Below are 18,103 nucleotides of genomic sequence, written 5' to 3' on the forward strand. Positions count from 1 at the left end.
AACGACCCCCATTGACCCGGGCCAGGTCGTCATTACGCCGCGGGATACACCCCAATTCATTCCGCGGCCCACGAAGAGGCCCCCGGCCCGTCGAACACCGACGGATGGGGGCCTCTTCGTTTTGTGGTGATGCGCACCGGCGCCGACCGCCCGCCCGCCACCGGCTCAGCGGTCCGCGACCCGCATCTCGAACCACGTCGTCTTGCCGCGCGCCAGCAGGTCCACGCCCCAACGGTCGGACAGCTTGTCGACCAGGAACAGCCCTCGCCCGCTCGTGTCGAGCTCGCGCACGGGCAGCAGACACGGCAGCCCGCGCGAGGGGTCGCGCACCTCTATCCGGAGCCAGCCGCGGCGGCGCAGCATCCGCAGGCCGAAACAGCGGGCACCGGTGTGCCGGACGGCGTTGCCGACGAGTTCGGAGACCAGCAGGACCGCGTGCTCGGTGAGTTGGGCCGAGAGGCCCCACTGGCGCAGGACGACGGTCTGGGTCAGCCGCCGGGCTGCGGCCGCCGACTCCGGGCGCGAGGGCAGCCGGACCTCGCCGAGTGTGGGGTTGCCGAACAGCTCGAGCGCCTTCAGCGCCAGTTCATCCTCAACGGTCGGGCTCCACCGCACAGCGGCCGTACCGACCCGCCGCCGCGGCTGCTCCGATCCCTCCAGGCCCGCCATGCCCCCATCATGGCCGCCGTAAAGCCGCCACGGAGGGGAACGTAGGGATTCACCGCACCGGAACCTGCGATTCCATGCGCCCCTCCCGACATATGCCATGGGCAGCAAGGGCCCTGGGAAACGTTCACCGACCTGCGGCGACGCCCGGTGTACGACGGGTCGCCGGAGGCCCGGCAGCGGGTCAATCCAAGGGGTACGCACGCCGGAGAGAATTCCCCCACAAGGGGCAACCCTCCGGCGTGCGCCCCCGACAGGGTGTCGGCGGCCGGCAACCCGGCGCGGGTCAGCCGAACTTGGCCTTGCCCGGCCCGTCCTGGACGAAGCTACGCATACCGATCTCCCGGTCCTCGGTCGCGAACAGCCCCGCGAACCAATTGCGCTCGATCGCGAGCCCGGTGTCGATGTCGGTCTCCAGTCCCGCGTCCACCGCCTCCTTGGCCGCGCGCAGCGCGATGGCGGGGCCGGCCGCGAGCCTCGCCGCCCACGCGTGCGCCTGCTCGTAGACCTCCTCGGCCGGCACGACCCGGTCGACGAGGCCCAGGGAGAGCGCCTCCTCGGCCTTGACCTGACGGCCGGTGAAGATGAGGTCCTTGGCCTTGGACGGGCCGATGAGCCGGGCCAGCCGCTGGGTGCCGCCCGCGCCGGGGATGAGCCCGAGCAGGATCTCGGGCTGGCCGAGCTTGGCGTTCTCGGCGGCGATCCGGAAGTCGGCGCACAGGGCCAGCTCACAGCCGCCGCCCAGGGCGTAGCCGGTGACGGCGGCGACGACGGGCTTGGGGATGCGGGCCACGGCCGTGAAGGAGTCCTGGAGTCCGCGGGACCGCGCCACCATGGCGGCGTGGTCCATGTTCTGCATCTCCTTGATGTCCGCCCCGGCCGCGAACACCTTCTCCCCGCCCCACAGCACGACGGCCCGTACGTCGTCGCGGCGGGTCGCCTCCTCGGCCAGCTCACGGATCCGGTCCTGGGAGGCGATGTCCAGTGCGTTCATCGGCGGGCGGTCGAGCCGGATGACGCCGACGCCCTCGGCTACCTCTAGATGCACAGTCATGGCAGCAGGTTAGTACCGGGGGGTTCGGGGGTGTCCTCCGAGAAGACGCAGCAACGCGTGGGGCCCGGTGCACTGGCTCACAGTGCACCGGGCCCCACAGGGACGACTCGAGGCGTCAGCTGCTCTTGCCCCAGTCCGCCCAGGACAAGTTCCAGCCGTTGAGGCCGTTCTCGGGCTGGATCGTCTTGTCGTCGGAGTTCTTCACGACGACGACGTCACCGATGAGGGAGTTGTCGTAGAACCAGGCGGCCGGCGTGGACGGGTCGCCGCCGCCGCGCTGGTCCTCCAGACCCACGCAACCGTGACTGGCGTTCTCCGAGCCGAAGGTGGAGGAGCCGGACCAGTAGTTGCCGTGCAGGAAGGTGCCGGAGGTGGACAGGCGCATCGCGTGCGGCACGTCCGGGATGTCGTACTCGCCCTTGCCGTCGGCCTTGGTGAAGCCGACGGTGGCGCCGTTCATGCGCGTCACCTCGTGCTTCTCGCTGATGACCATCTGGCCGTTGTACGTGGGGCTGGCAGGGGAGCCCGCCGAGATCGGCACGGTCTTGATGACCTTGCCGTCCCGCTCGACCGTCATCCGGTGGGACTTGGCGTCGACCGTGCTGACCTGGCTGCGGCCGACCGTGAACTTCAGGGTCTTGGTCTGCGAGCCGTACACGCCCTCGCGGCCCTCGACGCCGTCGAGGTTGAGCTGGACGGTCACCTTGGTGCCGGCCGCCCAGTACTTCTCGGGGCGGATGTCGAGGCGGTCGTTGCCGAACCAGTGGCCCTTGACGGGTACGGACGGCTCGGCGGTCACCTTGACGGCCCGCTCGACGGCCTTGGTGTTGGTGATGCCACGGCTGAAATTGATCGAAACGGGCATTCCCACGCCGACGGTGGTGCCGTCCTCGGGCGTGAAGTAGCCAACGAAGGTGTTCTTCGGGGTGAGGGTCGTGAACGCCGCGTGCTTGGCGGACGTCCGGCCCTCCTTGTCCTTGGCGATGGCGTCGACCGTGTACTTCGTGGAGGCGGCCAGGTGACTGGTCGGCTCCCAGGCCGCACCATCGCCGGTTATCTTGCCGTCGACCGTCTTGCCCTTGGCGTCGGCGACCTTGACGGACGTGATGCTGCCCTTCTCGGCGGTGACCTTGAGGGAGCCGCTCGTCGGGACGTCCTTCGCACCGTCCTTGGGGGCGATGGTGACGACGGCCTGTGAGGGGCCGCCGACATTGGCGCCGGCCTTCTTCGCGTCATCCGACCCGCCACAGGCGGTGACCAGCAGCAACGTGGCCCCCAGCAGCGCGGCGAGCGGCCCGCTGCGGCTCCCCCGCCGACCCGATATCGGCTGCGTCTTCAAAACGATTGTCTCCCCTCACACGGCCCGCCCACGCGGCGCCCATCTGAGCGCGGCACGCGCGCATGGCGATAGATAACCACACGCCTCGGACTGCTCCGCCCCCCGCGTATGTCACCGTTCGGTCCCAAATGGGAGTGGTGGTACGAGCCATGTGCCTGGTGATTGACCAGTGGCTCGATCGGGGCAGCATATTTCAGCCATACGGGCCCGATGACCACGGCCCGGCCCCACGCCGTCGAGGGGGCCTGACGGGGCCGGGTCCACCGCTGCACTCGCTTGCCGGTCCCGATCACGCGTGTGAGCGCACCCGTGGATCTGGGCAGAACTGGAGGAAGGACGCAACCGCCGACGCCCGGCACGGGAAGCCGGGTGCCCGGCGCGCTACCCGAGAGCCGCCGGAGGCGAACACGTGTCGAGCGCACCCGAGCAAGAGGCGGAACAGGGCGAGAGGTTCGCACGCGATCCGGGGCGCCCCGGCACGGGGGCCGGCCCGGTCCCCCGCACGGCCGGGACGAACGGCCATCGGCCGACGGCTTCGGCGCCCCCGGCGGGCGCCCCCGTCTGGCCGGGCAGCCCCGAGCCGCTCGGGGCCCGCTTCAAGGTCGGCGCGGACGGGGTGGCCGGGACGAATTTCGCCCTGTGGGCGGCCGGGGCGGAGGCCGTGGAGCTGTGCCTGTTCGACGACGAGGAAGAGGGCGAGGGGGAGAAGGGGACGGCCGCCCCGGGCGGTGCCGTACGCGAAACCCGCTGTCATCTGACCGAGTTGACGCATGAGATCTGGCACGGCTTCGTCCCCGGCGTGCTGCCCGGCCGCCGCTACGGCTATCGCGTGCACGGCCGCTGGGATCCCTGGACGGGCGCCCGCTGGAACCCCTCGAAGCTGCTGCTCGACCCGTACGCGCGCGCGGTGGACGGCGACTTCGCCCTTCCCCCCGAGGTGTACGGGCACGTCCGCGACTGGCCGCAGCAGCACATCGCCGACACCGTGCGCGACGAACGCGACTCGGCCCCCTACGTCCCCAAGGGGGTGGTCGTCGCCGATGACGACGACTGGGCGGACGACCACCGCCCCAAGACCCCCTGGCCCGACTCGGTCATCTACGAGCTGCACGTGCGCGGCTTCACCATGCGCCACCCCGGCATCCCGGAGCGGCTGCGCGGCACGTACGCCGGGCTCGCGCACCCGGCGGCCGTGGAGCACCTGGTCCGGCTCGGGGTGACGGCGGTGGAGCTGCTGCCGGTACATCAGTTCGCGCACGAGGACCATCTGTTACGACGTGGCCTGCGCAATTACTGGGGCTACAACTCCATCGGCTACTTCGCGCCCCACGCCGCCTATGCCGCCTCCGGGTCGCGGGGGCGGCAGGTCGGCGAGTTCAAGCGGATGGTGCGGGCGCTGCACGCGGCCGGCATCGAAGTCATCCTCGACGTCGTCTACAACCACACGGCCGAGGGCGGCGAGCTGGGGCCGACCCTGTCCCTGCGGGGCATCGACAACCGCGGCTACTACCGGCTGCAGGGCGACGCCCGCCGCTACGCCGACTACACGGGGTGCGGGAACACCCTCCACGTGGTGCAGCCGAACGTCCTGCGGCTGATCACCGACTCGCTGCGCTACTGGGTCACGGAGATGGGCGTCGACGGCTTCCGCTTCGATCTGGCGGCGGCCCTGGCCCGGTCCATGCACGACGTGGACATGCTCTCCCCGTTCCTCGCGGTCATCGCCCAGGACCCCGTGCTGCGCCGCGTCAAACTGATCGCCGAGCCCTGGGACGTGGGCTCCGGCGGCTACCAGGTCGGCGCCTTCCCCCCGCTGTGGGCGGAGTGGAACGACCGCTACCGCGACGCGGTGCGCGACTTCTGGCGGGGCGCGCTGCCCGACGTCCGGGACCTCGGCTACCGGCTCTCGGGCTCCAGCGACCTCTACGCGTGGGGCGGCCGCCGCCCGTACGCGTCCGTCAACTTCATCACCGCGCACGACGGCTTCACCCTGCGGGACCTGGTCAGCTACGAACAGAAGCACAACGAGGCCAACGGCGAGGGCAACCGGGACGGCACGGGCGACAACCGGTCCTGGAACTGCGGCGCCGAGGGCGAGAGCGACGATCCGGCCGTCCGGTCCCTGCGCGGGCGGCAGTTGCGCAACCTCCTGACCACACTGCTGCTGTCCACCGGGGTGCCGATGCTGGTGGCGGGCGACGAGATGGGCCGTACGCAGCAGGGCAACAACAACGCCTACTGCCAGGACAACGCCACCAGTTGGATCGACTGGTCCCTGCTGGACGACACCGCGGACCCGGCCTGGCGGGCCCTGACGGACCTCTGCTCCCGGCTGCTCGCGCTGCGCCGCACCCACCCGGTGCTGCGCAGCCGCGCCTTCTTCTCCGGCCGCCCGCAGAGCGCGGACGGCCTGCGCGACCTGGCCTGGTTCAGCCCGCGCGGCACGGAGATGACCGAGGCCGACTGGTACGCGCCGACCCGCACCCTCGGCATGTACCTCTCCGGCCGGGACATACCGCAGCGCGACCCGAAGGGGAGCCCGGTCACGGACGACAGCTTCCTGGCCGTCCTGCACGGCGGCCACCGCCCGCAGCGTTTCACCCTTCCGGGTCCACCTTGGGCGGACGCGTACGAGCTGCTGGTGGACACCTCACGGGAGGACCAGCGCACGGCACCGGGCACCCGACGCAGGGCGGGCGCCCGGATCACGGTGCCGCCCCGGGCGGTCCTGCTGCTGCGGGCGGTGCCCCCGCGCGGCGGTCAGGAAGCGGGCTCGGAGGTGCGGACGTAGCAGGTGAATTGCCCCCTGAGCCGGCTGTGGCTCTTTCCGCTGGCGCCGATGTGTCCGGTGAAGCGGGACCCGCCCGTGACACGGTAGCGGCCTGCCGGGACGGCCTCCCGCAGCCATTCCTCGGGGGCCTCTCGGAACTGCTCCCGGCACGACACCACGGCGTCCTCCCTCGCCGCGCCCTCGTCCACGGCTCGCGAGCCCTGGATGCCCACGAGTGCCTGGCCGAACACGCGCAGGTCGTGCTTCCGGGCGCAGGACACCGTGCGGACCATCGCGGCCGAGGCGAGTCCGGGAGCGAACAGCGCGCAGTCACCCGGGGCCACTTCGCCGATCAGGGTCAGGGTCTTCGTGGCGTCCTCGACCGTGGACGGATCGGGCAACGTCCTGGTGGCCCTGGCGCCGTAGCCCGACAGCTCGTACGTGGCCCGGATGGTCCGCACTCCGTCCAGGTCCCGCATGTAGCGGAGCAGCGGGGTCAGATCCATGGTGGCCCGGGTCACCCTCCCTCGGGCGTCGAGGCGTACCTCCATGGGGAACATTCCGTTGCGGCCCTTGCCGGCTTCGCTGTTCCAGTCGCCGGTCATTCGCCCCAGCTTCCCGAGGACGGCCGTCGCGACCCCGCCCGGCACCGATGCCCTGTAGTCACGGCCGCCGTCCTCGCGGGCCGAAGGCCTGCCCTGCGGGCGGGCCGAGGCGATCACCTCGGCCAGGGTGCCGCCGTAGGGCGCCGTCTCGCCCGCCAATCGCCGTAGCGAGCGGGTCGCGTCGGAGAGCGGTCCCACTCCCGTGGGCCGGAAGCGGAGCCAGGCGGCTCCGTCGCGGACCAACACCTCGCGCGCCACCACGGCGAAGGTCTCCTTGCCCGGCTCCTCCAACTGCCGGGCGACCCCGTCGGGGAAGTCCTCCGGAACGCTCAGCGTCCGCTCCGCGTAAGCGGTACCCCTGCCGAAGTCCTGTTCGCCCCGGGTGGTTTCGACCGCGTCGCCTCCGGCGGAGCCGACGACGAGGGTCGAGGTGAAGCGGGCAAGGCCCGACTGCCGGGTCACCTCCCGGGCCTTGAGCAGTTGCATCGACTGCTCGGCGTCGAACACCGGGTGAGCCGGCTTGGGGGGCGCGTCGCTGCCCGGCGTCCCGCAGGAGACGGCCCCCATCAGTAAGGCCAGTATCGCTGCCGCTCTTCGGCCTCCACGAACACCACGCATTGCGCCCCACCCCTCAACTCGCCCTGGTTTCCGCACGAATCGAACAACTCGACGTTTACCACGAACCTGAGTCCTAGGTACAAAAACCGAGTGGGCCTTGTCAGTGGGGAACCGTACGCTCGCCGGTGATGACTGTGACGACCACGACCACGGAGACCCGTCCGCCCGAGCGGCGCTCCGCCGTGCGCTCGCTGTTACGCCTGTGGCCGTATGTACGGCCGGTGCGGGGACGGCTGGTCGGGGCGGCGTTCGTGGGGGTGGTGGCGTCGTGTCTGGGGCTCGTCATTCCGCTCGCGCTCAAGTGGATCGTGGACGGGCCCGTCGCCGATCGGGATCCGTCCGGGGTGTGGCTGGGCGGCGTGGTGCTGCTGGTGCTCGGGGCCGCGGAGGCGGTGTTGTTCTGGGTGCGACGGGTGTTGGTGGCGCGGCCGCTGGCGCGGGTCGAGGCGGACATGCGGGCTGCGCTCTTCCGTCATCTGCAACGGCTGCCCGTCGCCTTCCACGACCGTTGGTCCTCCGGGCAGTTGCTCTCGCGCGGCACGACCGATCTGATGCTGATGCGGATGTTCCTGGCGTTTCCGCTGACCTTCCTGTTGGTCAACGCCACGACGATCGTGGTGGGCTTCGTCATTCTGCTGGCGCAGCAGTGGACGCTGGGGCTGGTGCTGCTCGCGCCCGTGGCACCGCTGGTCGTGCTGTGCTGGTTCTTCGAGGAGCGCTATTCCCAGGCCGCGCGCACCGCGCAGGACCAGGTGGGCGATGTGACCACGATCGTCGAGGAGAGCGTCCTCGGCATCCGCATCATCAAGGGGTTCGGCCAGCACCGGGGTCAGGAGCGGGCCTTCGGGGCCCTGTCCGAGCGGCTGCGCGCGACGGAGCTGGGCAAGGCGGGCCTGCTGGGGACGCTCTGGGCGCTGATCATGGTGTTGCCCGAGCTGGCGATCGGGGCGGCGTTGCTGCTCGGGGTGGTGCAGGTCGCGGACGGCGAGCTGTCGGCGGGCACGCTCGTGGCGTTCCTGTCCACGGCGCTGGCGCTGCGCTGGCCGGTCGAGTCGCTCGGCTTCCTGCTCGCGATGACCAATGAGACCGCCACGGCTGCGGACCGTTTCTTCGAGGTGATGGACGTCGCGGAGGCCGCCCCCGGGCCGACGTCACCGCCGGGGAAGCCGGGGGCGCAGGACCGCGGTCTGCGTCTCGACGGTGTCGAGTTCCGCTATCCCGACGCGCCGCCGGACGCCCCGCCCGTCCTCCGGGGGGTCGATCTGCACATCCGGCCCGGCGAGACCATGGCTCTCGTCGGCACCACGGGCAGCGGCAAGACCACGCTGACCGCACTGATCCCCCGGTTGCACGAGGCGACGGCCGGTCGCATCACCCTCGACGGTGAGGACGTCACCGCGCTGTCCCGCGAACGGCTGCGCGGGCTCGTCTCCGTCGCCTTCGAGGAGCCCACCCTCTTCTCCGCCTCCGTCGGCGAGAACGTCCTGATGGGCGCGGAGGGCGCGGGCGAGTCCGATCTGAAGCGTGCTCTGGCCGTCGCCCAGGCCGACTTCGTGGACGGCCTCCCCGACGGGCACCGCACCCAGGTCGGGGAGCAGGGGCTCAGTCTCTCCGGCGGGCAGCGGCAGCGGCTGGCGCTGGCCCGGGCGGTCGTCGGCAACCCGCGCTTCCTCATCCTCGACGACCCCCTGTCGGCGCTCGACGTGCACACCGAGGCGGCGGTCGAGGCGGCGCTGCGCGAGGTGCTGGCGACCACGACGGCCCTCGTCGTCGCCCACCGCCCGTCGACGGTGCTGCTCGCCGACCGCGTCGCGCTGCTCTCACGGGGCCGGATCGCGGCGGTCGGCACCCACCACGAACTGCTGCACGGCAACGAGGAGTACGCGTCGCTCATGTCCGGCCACGAGGAATCCGAGGGCCGCGAGCGGGACGGAGGCTCTCCGCGATGACCACCGATGTCTCCGGCCGGCCGGCCGCCGGGAAGAAGGGCAAGGGCGCCGAGCCCGTGGGCGACCCCTTCGACCGGGACGTGCTGCCCACCCCCAAGGGCGCCTCCCGTGCCCTGCTGCGCTCGCTGCTCACCCCCGCCCGGGGCCGGGTGCGGCTCGCCGTCGTCCTGCTGCTGCTCCAGCAGGCCGCGGTGCAGGCGGGCCCGCTGCTCGTCGCGTACGCCATCGACCACGGTGTGCCCGCCGTGCGCCGCCACGACTACGGTCCGCTCGTCGCCGTCGGCACCGGGTATGTGATCTGTGCGCTGGCCGCCGGGCTGTTGCAGCTCGCCTTCGTCCGGCTCGCGGCCCGCATCGGCCAGGGCGCCCTGCTGGATCTGCGCGGCCGGATCTTCCGGCACGCGCAGACGCTCAGCGTCGACTTCCACGAGCGCTACACCTCCGGCCGGATCGTCTCCCGCGCCACCACCGACGTCGAGTCGATCCGCGAGCTGCTGAACGACGGCCTCCAGGAGCTGATGGGCGTCCTCCTGTCCGTGGTGTACGTCTCCGCGATGCTGCTCTACCTGGACTGGGGCCTGGGCGCCGCGGCGATGGTCTCCTTCTGCCCGCTGTATCTGTTCGTGCGCTCCTACCAGCGCCGCTCCCGGCTGGTGTACGGCAAGCGGTCCACGGCGATCGCGGCCGTCATCGTGAAGTTCAGCGAGACGATGAACGGCATCCGGCCCGTCCAGGCGTTCCGTCGCGAGCGGGTCAACGAGGCGGACTTCCGGCTGCTCAACGAGCGCCATCTGCGGGCCAACGGCGCAGTGATGCTGGAGATGGCCCGTTATGTGGTCTCCGCCCGGCTGGCGGCCAACGCCGCGCTGGCCGCGATCGTGCTGTGGGGCGCGTACCGGGTGGCGTCCGGCGGGCTGGCGCTCGGGGTGCTGGCGGCGTCGGTGATGTACCTGCGGCGGCTGTACGACCCGATCGACCGGCTCGGGATGTTCCTCAACGCCTATCAGTCCGCCGCCGCCTCCCTGGAGAAGATCGCGGGGCTGCTCGCCCAGCGGCCCTCCGTGCCCGAGCCGGCCGGTCCCCGGCCCCTGCCGGAGCGCCCGTCCGGTCGGCCGGGCCGCGAGGTCGTCTTCGACGGGGTGCGTTTCGCCTACCGCACGGGCGGCGAGGTGCTGCCCCGCTTCGACCTCACCCTCGCCGCCGGGCGGACGGTGGCCGTGGTGGGCTCCACGGGCGCCGGCAAGTCCACGCTCGCCAAGCTGCTGGCCCGGTTCTACGACCCCACCGAGGGCCGTGTCCTGCTGGACGGCGTCCCCCTGCGCGAGCTGTCCGGGGCCGAGCTGCGCCGCGCGGTGGTGATGGTGACGCAGGAGGCCTTCCTGTTCTCCGGCACGGTGGCGGACAACATCGCCATCGGCCGCCCCGGGGCCACCCGCGAGGACATCGAGGGCGCGGCGAAGGCCATCGGCGCCCACGACTTCATCACGGCCCTGCCGGACGGCTACGACACGGACGTCCGCAAGCGCGGCGGCCGCATCTCCGCCGGCCAGCGCCAACTGGTCGGCTTCGCCCGGGCCTTGCTGGCCGACCCGGCGGTCATCGTCCTCGACGAGGCGACGTCCTCGCTGGACGTCCCCGGCGAGCGTGCGGTGCAGCGCGCGATGCGCACGGTGCTGCGCGGCCGTACGGCGGTGGTCATCGCGCACCGGCTGTCGACGGTGGAGATCGCGGACCGGGTCCTGGTGATGGCCGACGGCCGGGTCGTGGAGGACGGCACCCCTGCCGAACTGACCGCCGGGGACGGCCGTTTCGCCGCCCTGCACCGCGCGTGGCGGGACAGTCTGGTCTGACCGCGGCGCAGGGTGGGTTCCGCGTGGTGAGGGACAGCGGACGGGCTCCTGCTACCCGGCCGGCGCGTGGCAGGTCAGGTCCTGGGCCGGGAGCCTGCCCGTGGTCAGGTAGACCGTGGCGCTCTTGTCCGCGCAGGAGTTGGTGCCGTTGACGATGTGCCCCTCTCCGCCGGCGACGGTGACCATCCGGGAGCCGCGCAGGGCCCGGTGCATGGCCTGGCCGCCGGCCGGGGGTGTTGCGGGGTCCCACTCGTTCTGCAGGATGAGGGCGGGGACCTGGTTGTTCACTGTGGTCCGGGGCTCGCTGCCCGGCTTCCAGAAGGCACACGGCTTGATGCTGGAATCGAGATCGCCGGACAGCGGGTACCGGGCCTTGTCGCGGATCGCGTCGCGGCGGTACTGCTCGGGATCGCTCGGCCACGACGTGCGGGTGTCGGCGCAGAGGACGGCCCAGGCGCTCGCGGCTTCGTTGTCCGGGGGAACGTCACGGCCGGACGCCGGCGGGAGGGAGCTCGGGGCCTGCCCGGGCGTGCCGGACGGGGCCGGCTTACTGCCCTCGGCCGTCTTCTTCAGCTCGGCGACCCATGTGGCGGCTTTCTCCACACGGGAGAACATGGCGCGCTGAGCGCGGATGGCGTCACCGGTGAAGAGGGTGCCGCCCTGGGCGATGGGTGTGCGGTCGGCCTGGGCGACGAGGTCCCAGAAGGCCTTGCGGACCTCGGCCGGGGTCGTGCCCAGTTCGTACGTGGTGTGCCGCCGGGCGGTCCATTCGGTCCATCGGGTGAAGGCGGGATCGGCCCGCTCCGCCATCGCCTGGAACATGCCCCGCCCGTACCGGGCGGGGTCGGTCGCACTGTCCAGCACGAACCGGTCGGTTCGTCGGGGGAACATCTGCGTGTAGACGGCGCCGAGGTAGGTGCCGTAGGAGAACCCCAGGTAGGAGATCTTCTTCTCGCCCAGCACCGCACGGATGACGTCCATGTCACGAGCGGTGTTGCGGGTGGTGAGGTGGCGCAGCGTGTCACCGGCCTCGGTCCGGCACTTGTCGGCCACCGTACGGGCCCACTCCACGTCCTTCGCGAAGGTCTCGGCCTTGTACGGGCGCTCCAGGTCCTGTTCGCCCTCGGTCAGACCGCAGCTGACGGGGGAGCTGCGCCCGACGCCCCTCGGGTCGAAGCCGATCAGGTCGTACTGTCGCCTCACTTTCCCGGAGAGGCTCACCACCGGGTCGACAGGCAGGTTCAGGCCGGGACCGCCGGGGCCGCCGGGGTTGAGCAGAAGCACACCACGCCGTTCCGCCGCGCTGCTCGCCTTGAGCCGGGACACCGCGATGTCGATCTTCTTGCCGCCGGGATCGCCGTAATCCAACGGCACTTGGAGAGTCGCGCACTGAAAGGCGGCGGGGCTGTCGGTGTCACAGCGCTGCCATCGGAGCTTCTGCCTCGCCGCAGTCGGATCGGCTGTGGAAAGGGCTGTCGCCGGTGTCGGCGCCGAAAGGAAAGCCGCCACGGCACCGACGGCCATGAGGGACGCCATTCGTGTGTGTCGCATCGGAGTCACTTCCCGGTGAGGTGCTGACGGACGCATTGCTTGTACTGCTGGAAACTGTCGGGCTGGTAGCACCCCTGCGTCTTGTTGGCGTACCAGACGAAGAAGACGGCGACCAGGACGGAGACCGCGATCGCGAGGACCGACGTCACCATGCCGGTGATGGCCGCGACCCGCCCGGTGCCGGTCCGCCCGGCCGTCTTCAGGGCCACGGCGCCCAGGACCAGGCCGATGACGCCGAGCAGGCCGCCGAGGAAGACGATCGAGGTGCTCAGACTGATGACGCCGAGCACCAGGGCGGCCCCGGCCATCCCGTTCTTGCTCGATGCCGTGTGAGGCGCCGGCATCTCTGTCGCTATCGCTGTCGCTGTGACTTCTTTTGTTCGCGTGTTCAGCACGGCACGATCCTGGCTTCAGGGGGCTCGGATACACATCGCGGGAAGGCGGGAGAATTTGCTCCCTCGATCGGGGGAGGCACCCCGGTGACCTGCGCGGCCATACTGGACGAATCATGATCTGGGGAATCCGGCCGCTGCTGCGCGGCTCCACGTATTCGGGCATGCTGTTCGCCTATTGCGGCGCGCTGGCGAGCATTCCGCTGCTGCCATTCGCCATGCTGCCGACGCTCGCGTGGCCATCCGCCCCTTATGGCGTACAGGCTGTTCTGACCCTCCTCATCTGGGCGGCACTGATCGCTGCGGTCGGTCTCGCCCGCACCACGCGGCGGGCGCTGGTCCCGTTCGCCCGCCGACTGCTGCGGGTGCCGTTGCCGGACCCTGTCGCAACGGGCACCGACCGCTGGCGGACCCCTCTCTGGCTGCTGCTGCACGTGGCGTTGGGGTGGGCGGGGGCGCTGGTCAGCGGTGTGCTGGTCATCGCGGGCCTGACGCTCCCGGTGACCGGGCTGCGTACCGAGGCGGAACTGAGCCTGTTCGGCTGGTCGGTGCGGTCGGAGCCCGGCTGGCGGAGCTGGGTCCTGGCGCTCTGCTGCCTGCTGCCGGCCGCCGTGGTGTGCGCGGGGGTGTCGTACGCCCTGCGGTGGTTGGCGCCCCGGCTGCTGGGGCCGTCGTCGGCCGAGCGGCTCGCGCTGGCGGCCGAGCGGGAGCTGCGGCTGGCCGAACGCAACCGACTGGCCCACGAGTTGCACGACTCGATCGGGCACACGCTGACGGCGACCACGATCCAGGCGGCGGTGGCGGGCGAGGTGCTCTCCGCCGACCCGTTGGCGGCGCGGGCCGCCCTGCGCAGCATCGAGGAGTCGGCCCGGGCCGCACTGGAGGACCTGGACTACGTGCTGGGCGTGCTGCGCGAGGAGGCTGCGGGGACGGCGCCGACCCGGACCCTGGCCGACCTTCCCGAGCTGCTGGACCGGTTGCGGCACGCGGGGGCGGTGGTGGAGCCGGAGCTGTCGGGCGAGTGGGCGCAGGTGCAGGGGACGCTCTCCCGGGCGGCGTACCGGATCCTTCAGGAGGGGCTGACGAACGCGTTGCGGCACGGGGCGGGCGGTCCGATCGAGGTCCGGGTGGCGGCCGCGTCGGACGGACTGGAGCTCGGTGTGGTCAACCGGACCGGGGCGGGGACGAGCACGGGCAGGGGCCCGGGCGCCTTCCCGACGTCCGGGCACGGCCTGCCCGGGCTGGCCGAGCGCGTGCGGCTGCTGCACGGTGAGATCGAGGCCGGCCCGGACGGGCCGCGGCACTGGCGGTTGTCGGTTCGGCTGCCGGTACGGTTGTCGGCATGATCGGCTCTGACGCGAGCGAAACCGTCACGACCGGCCCTGACGCGAGCTCAGCCGTCATGACCGGCACCGGCACCGCCCCCGCCACCAGCCCTACCGGCACCCCCGTCACCCTCCTGATCGCGGACGACGACGAGGTGACCCGCAGCGGTCTGCGCATGTTGCTCGCGGCACAGCCCGGGATCGACGTGGTCGGGGAGGCCGCCGACGGCGTCGAGGCGGTCGAGCAGGTGCGGCGGCTGCGGCCGGACGTGGTCCTGATGGACGTACGGATGCCGCGCCTCAACGGGATCGAGGCCACCCGGCAGCTGCTGGCCGAGTCGGCCGAACCGCCGAAGGTCGTAGTGATCACCACCTTCGAGAACGACGGCTACGTCACCGCCGCGCTCGGCGCGGGCGCCAGTGGGTTCGTGCTCAAGCGCCTTCCGGTCCGGCAGATCGCGGAGGCGGTGCGGGTGGTGGCGGCGGGCGAGGCGATCCTCTTCCCGGCGGCATTGCGCCGGATGGTCGCCGCCCGTCCGCTGGGCTCCGCCGAGGCGTTGCCGAAGGCGGCGCTGACGGGCCGGGAGGAGGAGGTGCTGCGGTTGATGGCCACCGGTCTGTCCAACCCGGAGATCGCGGAGTCGCTCACGGTGAGCCTGGAGACGGTCAAGACCCACGTCGGGAACGTGCTGACGAAGCTCGGCGCGCAGAACCGGACCCACGCGGTGGTGATCGCGTACGAGTCCGGTCTGGTGGTGCCGGGGGTCGCCGGCTGACGCACCTGACATGCGTCCGGTGGGGAACCCGCCGGCTTCGAAGGCCGGTGGTCGTCGCCGTCCAGTGGCAGGCCGCCGCAGGGAACCAAGTCCGTTTCGCACGGCGCGCGTTGGGGAACCGCGCCCGCCCGGGCACCGGAAACGCAGCGTTCATAGCACTGAAACACACCGGCCCCGGACCACCGAAGCGGAACCACCCCACAACGGCGGCGAAAACGCGCCACCCGTGCGCCACGGCCCCCGTCGGGCGGCCATGGCCGGTTCGCACGCCTGGACGGAATGCCGTCCGGGATGTTTACCGACGGTGATCAAGGGGTCCGGTGCCGATCAGCGGGAGCGGCGGCCGACCGGCTTCCGCCCGCTATCCGGACCGCGGTCTTTTCTCAACGGACGGATTTTGGCCAACTTGGTTCCACAGTCCTGACACGTACATGCCTGCGATGGCACTCTTCCCTCCACTGACGCACGGCTTCCCCACAGCCTCTCGGCCTCGCGTCGACCTTCCGTACATCCGCCTGCCCCCACACCCCCGTTCACCGCAGCCACCGCCCGCCCGCCCGACAGCGCCGGGCGGCCGCCTCGGCGTACGGGGACGTTCCACGTGTTCCGCCTCGCTCTGCCCGGTCGGCCACTTGGGCGCCCGGTCACCCCCGGCCACGCCCACCGTGGCCACCGCAGAAGGAGCCAGCGTGAGACCCACCCCCCATCGACGCGCCGTCGCGACCGGCGCGCTCGTCGCCGTCACGGCGATGCTCGCCGTCGGAGTGCAGACCGGTTCCGCCAACGCCCGCACCGACGACGCGGGCTCGGGACAGAAGATCCTCGCCAAGGCCGACCCCGGCGCCCTGCCGGTCAAGCTGTCGCCGTCGCAGCGTGCGGAGCTGATACGCGACGCGAACGCGACCAAGGCGACGACCGCGAAGTCCCTCGGCCTCGGCGCCAAGGAGAAGCTGGTCGTCCGGGACGTCACCAAGGACGCCGACGGCACCACGCACACCCGGTACGAGCGCACCTACGACGGCCTGCCCGTGCTCGGCGGCGACCTCGTGGTCGACGCGGCCAAGGGCGGCAAGCTCAAGACCGTCGCCAAGGCCACCAAGGCGCGGATGACCATCGCCTCGACCTCCGCGTCCTTCGCCGCCGCCAGCGCCGAGAAGGACGCCGTCAAGGCGGCCAAGGCGCAGGGCTCGAAGGCCACCAAGGCCGACCGGGCGCCGCGCAAGGTGATCTGGGCCGCGAGCGGCAAGCCCGTCCTCGCCTACGAGACGGTCGTCGGCGGCCTCCAGCACGACGGCACGCCCAACGAGCTGCACGTCATCAGCGACGCGAAGACCGGCAAGAAGCTCTTCCAGTTCCAGGGCGTCCAGCAGGGCACCGGCAACAGCCAGTACAGCGGCAAGGTCACCATCGGGACCTCCGGCTCGTACCAGCTCAACGACACCTCGCGCGGCGGCCACAAGACGTACAACCTGAACAAGGGCACGTCCGGCACCGGCACGCTCTTCACCGACACCGACGACGTGTGGGGCAACGGTACGAACAGCGACCCGGCCACCGCCGGTGTGGACGCGCACTACGGCGCCCAGCTCACCTGGGACTACTACAAGAACGTGCACGGTCGCAACGGCATCAAGGGCGACGGCGTGGGCGCGTACAGCCGGGTCCACTACGGCAACAACTACGTCAACGCCTTCTGGTCCGACGCCTGCTTCTGCATGACCTACGGCGACGGCAGTGGCAACGCCAAGCCGCTCACCTCGATCGACGTGGCCGCACACGAGATGACGCACGGCGTCACCTCGAACACCGCGAAGCTCGTCTACAGCGGTGAGTCCGGCGGCCTCAACGAGGCCACCTCGGACATCTTCGCCGCCGCCGTCGAGTTCTGGGCCAACAACGCCCAGGACGTCGGCGACTACCTGGTCGGCGAGAAGATCGACATCAACAGCAACGGCACCCCGCTGCGCTACATGGACAAGCCCAGCAAGGACACCCGGTCCAAGGACTCCTGGTACTCCGGCCTCGGCGGCATCGACGTGCACTACTCGTCGGGCCCGGCCAACCACTGGTTCTACCTGGCCTCCGAGGGCAGCGGACAGAAGGAGATCAACGGGGTCAAGTACGACTCCCCGACCTCCGACGGGCTGCCGGTGACCGCCATCGGCCGGGACAACGCCGCGAAGATCTGGTTCAAGGCCCTGTCCCAGCGCATGCAGTCCAACACCGACTACGCGGGCGCCCGGGACGCGACCCTGTGGGCCGCCGGTGAGCTGTTCGGCGTCGGCAGCGAGACGTACAACAACACCGCCAACGCCTGGGCCGCCATCAACGTCGGCCCCCGGGTCTCCACCGGTGTCTCGGTCACCAGCCCCGGCGACCAGGTGAGCGTGCTGAACCAGGCCGTGTCCCTTCAGGTCAAGGCCACCGGCTCCGGCACCCTGAACTACACCGCCACCGGGCTCCCGGCCGGCCTGTCGATCAACGCCTCCACCGGTCTGATCTCCGGCACCGTCACCACCGCCGGCACCAGCAACGTGACCGTGACGGTCAAGGACGCGAACGGCAAGACGGGCACCGCCACCTTCAAGTGGACGGTCAACACCTCGGGTGACGGCAACGTCTTCGAGAACACCACCGACGTGGCGATCCCGGACGCCGGTGACGCCGTGACCTCGCCGGTCGTCGTGACCCGCAGCGGCAACGCCCCGTCCGCCCTCAAGGTGGACGTCAACATCAAGCACACCTACCGCGGTGACCTCCAGATCGACCTGGTCGCCCCCGACGGTACGGCCTACCGGCTGAAGAACAGCGACGCCTGGGACTCCGCCGCCGACGTCGTCGCCTCGTACACCGTCAACGCCTCCGGCAAGGCTGCCGCCGGCACCTGGAAGCTGAAGGTCCAGGACGTCTACTCCGCCGACGACGGTTACATCGACAGCTGGAAGCTCACCTTCTGAGACCCGGCTCCGCAGCCACCCGCACATGGCTGAGAACCAACTGAACCAGGCGCCGTCCGGGGTGAGTTCGACTCCCCCGGGCGGCGCCGCTGCACTGTTTTGTCCGGTATTTCCCGCCCGCAATGCTGCGTTGAAGGAATCTTTACCGGACAGTAATCCCCCAAGCCTCAATATTCCCAGCAGAACGCACGCAAGTTCGAGCAGACTGTGCGCAGTTGGGCGTGATCTCCGGCGCCCGGCACCCCACAGTC

Annotated in this window: 12 protein-coding genes; 6 read left to right on the top strand and 6 right to left on the bottom strand. The window is 71.1% G+C overall.

Translation table 11 applies throughout. The features are described 5' to 3' along the window. Positions 1-165 precede the first annotated feature (165 nt). The 3 genes from FHS38_RS08180 to FHS38_RS08190 all read right to left on the bottom strand — a co-directional run bounded on the left by FHS38_RS08180 (position 166) and on the right by FHS38_RS08190 (position 3,059). Entirely contained in the window at positions 166-774 is a 609-nt protein-coding gene (locus tag FHS38_RS08180; RefSeq protein WP_373301845.1) for an ATP-binding protein, read from the bottom strand. Between the two features lie 178 nt (positions 775-952). Further along, a complete protein-coding gene (locus FHS38_RS08185; protein WP_184732384.1) occupies positions 953-1,720 on the bottom strand; it encodes an enoyl-CoA hydratase/isomerase family protein in 768 nt (255 codons plus the stop codon). Positions 1,721-1,835: 115 nt separating this feature from the next. Further along, positions 1,836-3,059 (bottom strand): L,D-transpeptidase, encoded by a 1,224-nt coding sequence (locus FHS38_RS08190; RefSeq protein ID WP_229822719.1) that lies wholly within the window; start codon positions 3,057-3,059, stop codon positions 1,836-1,838. Positions 3,060-3,468: 409 nt separating this feature from the next. Here FHS38_RS08190 and glgX point away from each other — a divergent pair, with 409 nt between their 5' ends. Next, positions 3,469-5,850, top strand: a complete 2,382-nt coding sequence (gene glgX / locus FHS38_RS08195) for a glycogen debranching protein GlgX (RefSeq protein WP_184732386.1) — start codon at positions 3,469-3,471, stop codon at positions 5,848-5,850. On the opposite strand, the gene FHS38_RS08200 is transcribed toward glgX, so the two are convergent. After that, positions 5,820-7,001, bottom strand: a complete 1,182-nt coding sequence (locus tag FHS38_RS08200) for a hypothetical protein (RefSeq protein WP_184732388.1) — start codon at positions 6,999-7,001, stop codon at positions 5,820-5,822. The two genes, glgX and FHS38_RS08200, sit on opposite strands and share 31 nt — an antisense overlap. A gap of 179 nt (positions 7,002-7,180) precedes the next feature. Between FHS38_RS08200 and FHS38_RS08205 the strand changes: the two genes are divergently transcribed. Beyond that, positions 7,181-9,001: an ABC transporter ATP-binding protein gene (locus tag FHS38_RS08205; protein ID WP_184732390.1), complete on the top strand. Its 1,821-nt coding sequence runs from the start codon at positions 7,181-7,183 to the stop codon at positions 8,999-9,001. Next, positions 8,998-10,851: an ABC transporter ATP-binding protein gene (locus FHS38_RS08210; RefSeq protein ID WP_184732392.1), complete on the top strand. Its 1,854-nt coding sequence runs from the start codon at positions 8,998-9,000 to the stop codon at positions 10,849-10,851. Before FHS38_RS08205 ends, FHS38_RS08210 begins: the two co-directional genes overlap by 4 nt. 51 nt (positions 10,852-10,902) lie before the next feature. On the opposite strand, the gene FHS38_RS08215 is transcribed toward FHS38_RS08210, so the two are convergent. Both FHS38_RS08215 and FHS38_RS08220 read right to left on the bottom strand, forming a co-directional pair. Beyond that, positions 10,903-12,402 carry an alpha/beta hydrolase gene (locus tag FHS38_RS08215; protein WP_184732394.1) on the bottom strand — a complete coding sequence of 500 codons (1,500 nt, stop codon included), beginning with the start codon at positions 12,400-12,402 and terminating at the stop codon, positions 10,903-10,905. A gap of 5 nt (positions 12,403-12,407) precedes the next feature. After that, positions 12,408-12,746, bottom strand: coding sequence for a DUF4190 domain-containing protein (locus tag FHS38_RS08220; RefSeq protein WP_229822721.1), 339 nt, complete (start codon positions 12,744-12,746; stop codon positions 12,408-12,410). Positions 12,747-12,910: 164 nt separating this feature from the next. Between FHS38_RS08220 and FHS38_RS08225 the strand changes: the two genes are divergently transcribed. The 3 genes from FHS38_RS08225 to FHS38_RS08235 all read left to right on the top strand — a co-directional run bounded on the left by FHS38_RS08225 (position 12,911) and on the right by FHS38_RS08235 (position 17,852). After that, complete coding sequence (locus FHS38_RS08225) at positions 12,911-14,140, top strand: sensor histidine kinase (protein ID WP_184732396.1); 1,230 nt, start codon at positions 12,911-12,913, stop codon at positions 14,138-14,140. A 56-nt stretch (positions 14,141-14,196) separates the two neighbouring features. Next, positions 14,197-14,895, top strand: a complete 699-nt coding sequence (locus tag FHS38_RS08230; RefSeq protein WP_184733362.1) for a response regulator transcription factor — start codon at positions 14,197-14,199, stop codon at positions 14,893-14,895. Positions 14,896-15,584: 689 nt separating this feature from the next. Then, entirely contained in the window at positions 15,585-17,852 is a 2,268-nt protein-coding gene (locus FHS38_RS08235; RefSeq protein WP_184732398.1) for a M4 family metallopeptidase, read from the top strand. Positions 17,853-18,103 lie beyond the last annotated feature (251 nt).

The sequence above is a fragment of the Streptomyces netropsis genome (assembly GCF_014203545.1).
GTDB lineage: Bacteria > Actinomycetota > Actinomycetes > Streptomycetales > Streptomycetaceae > Streptomyces > Streptomyces netropsis.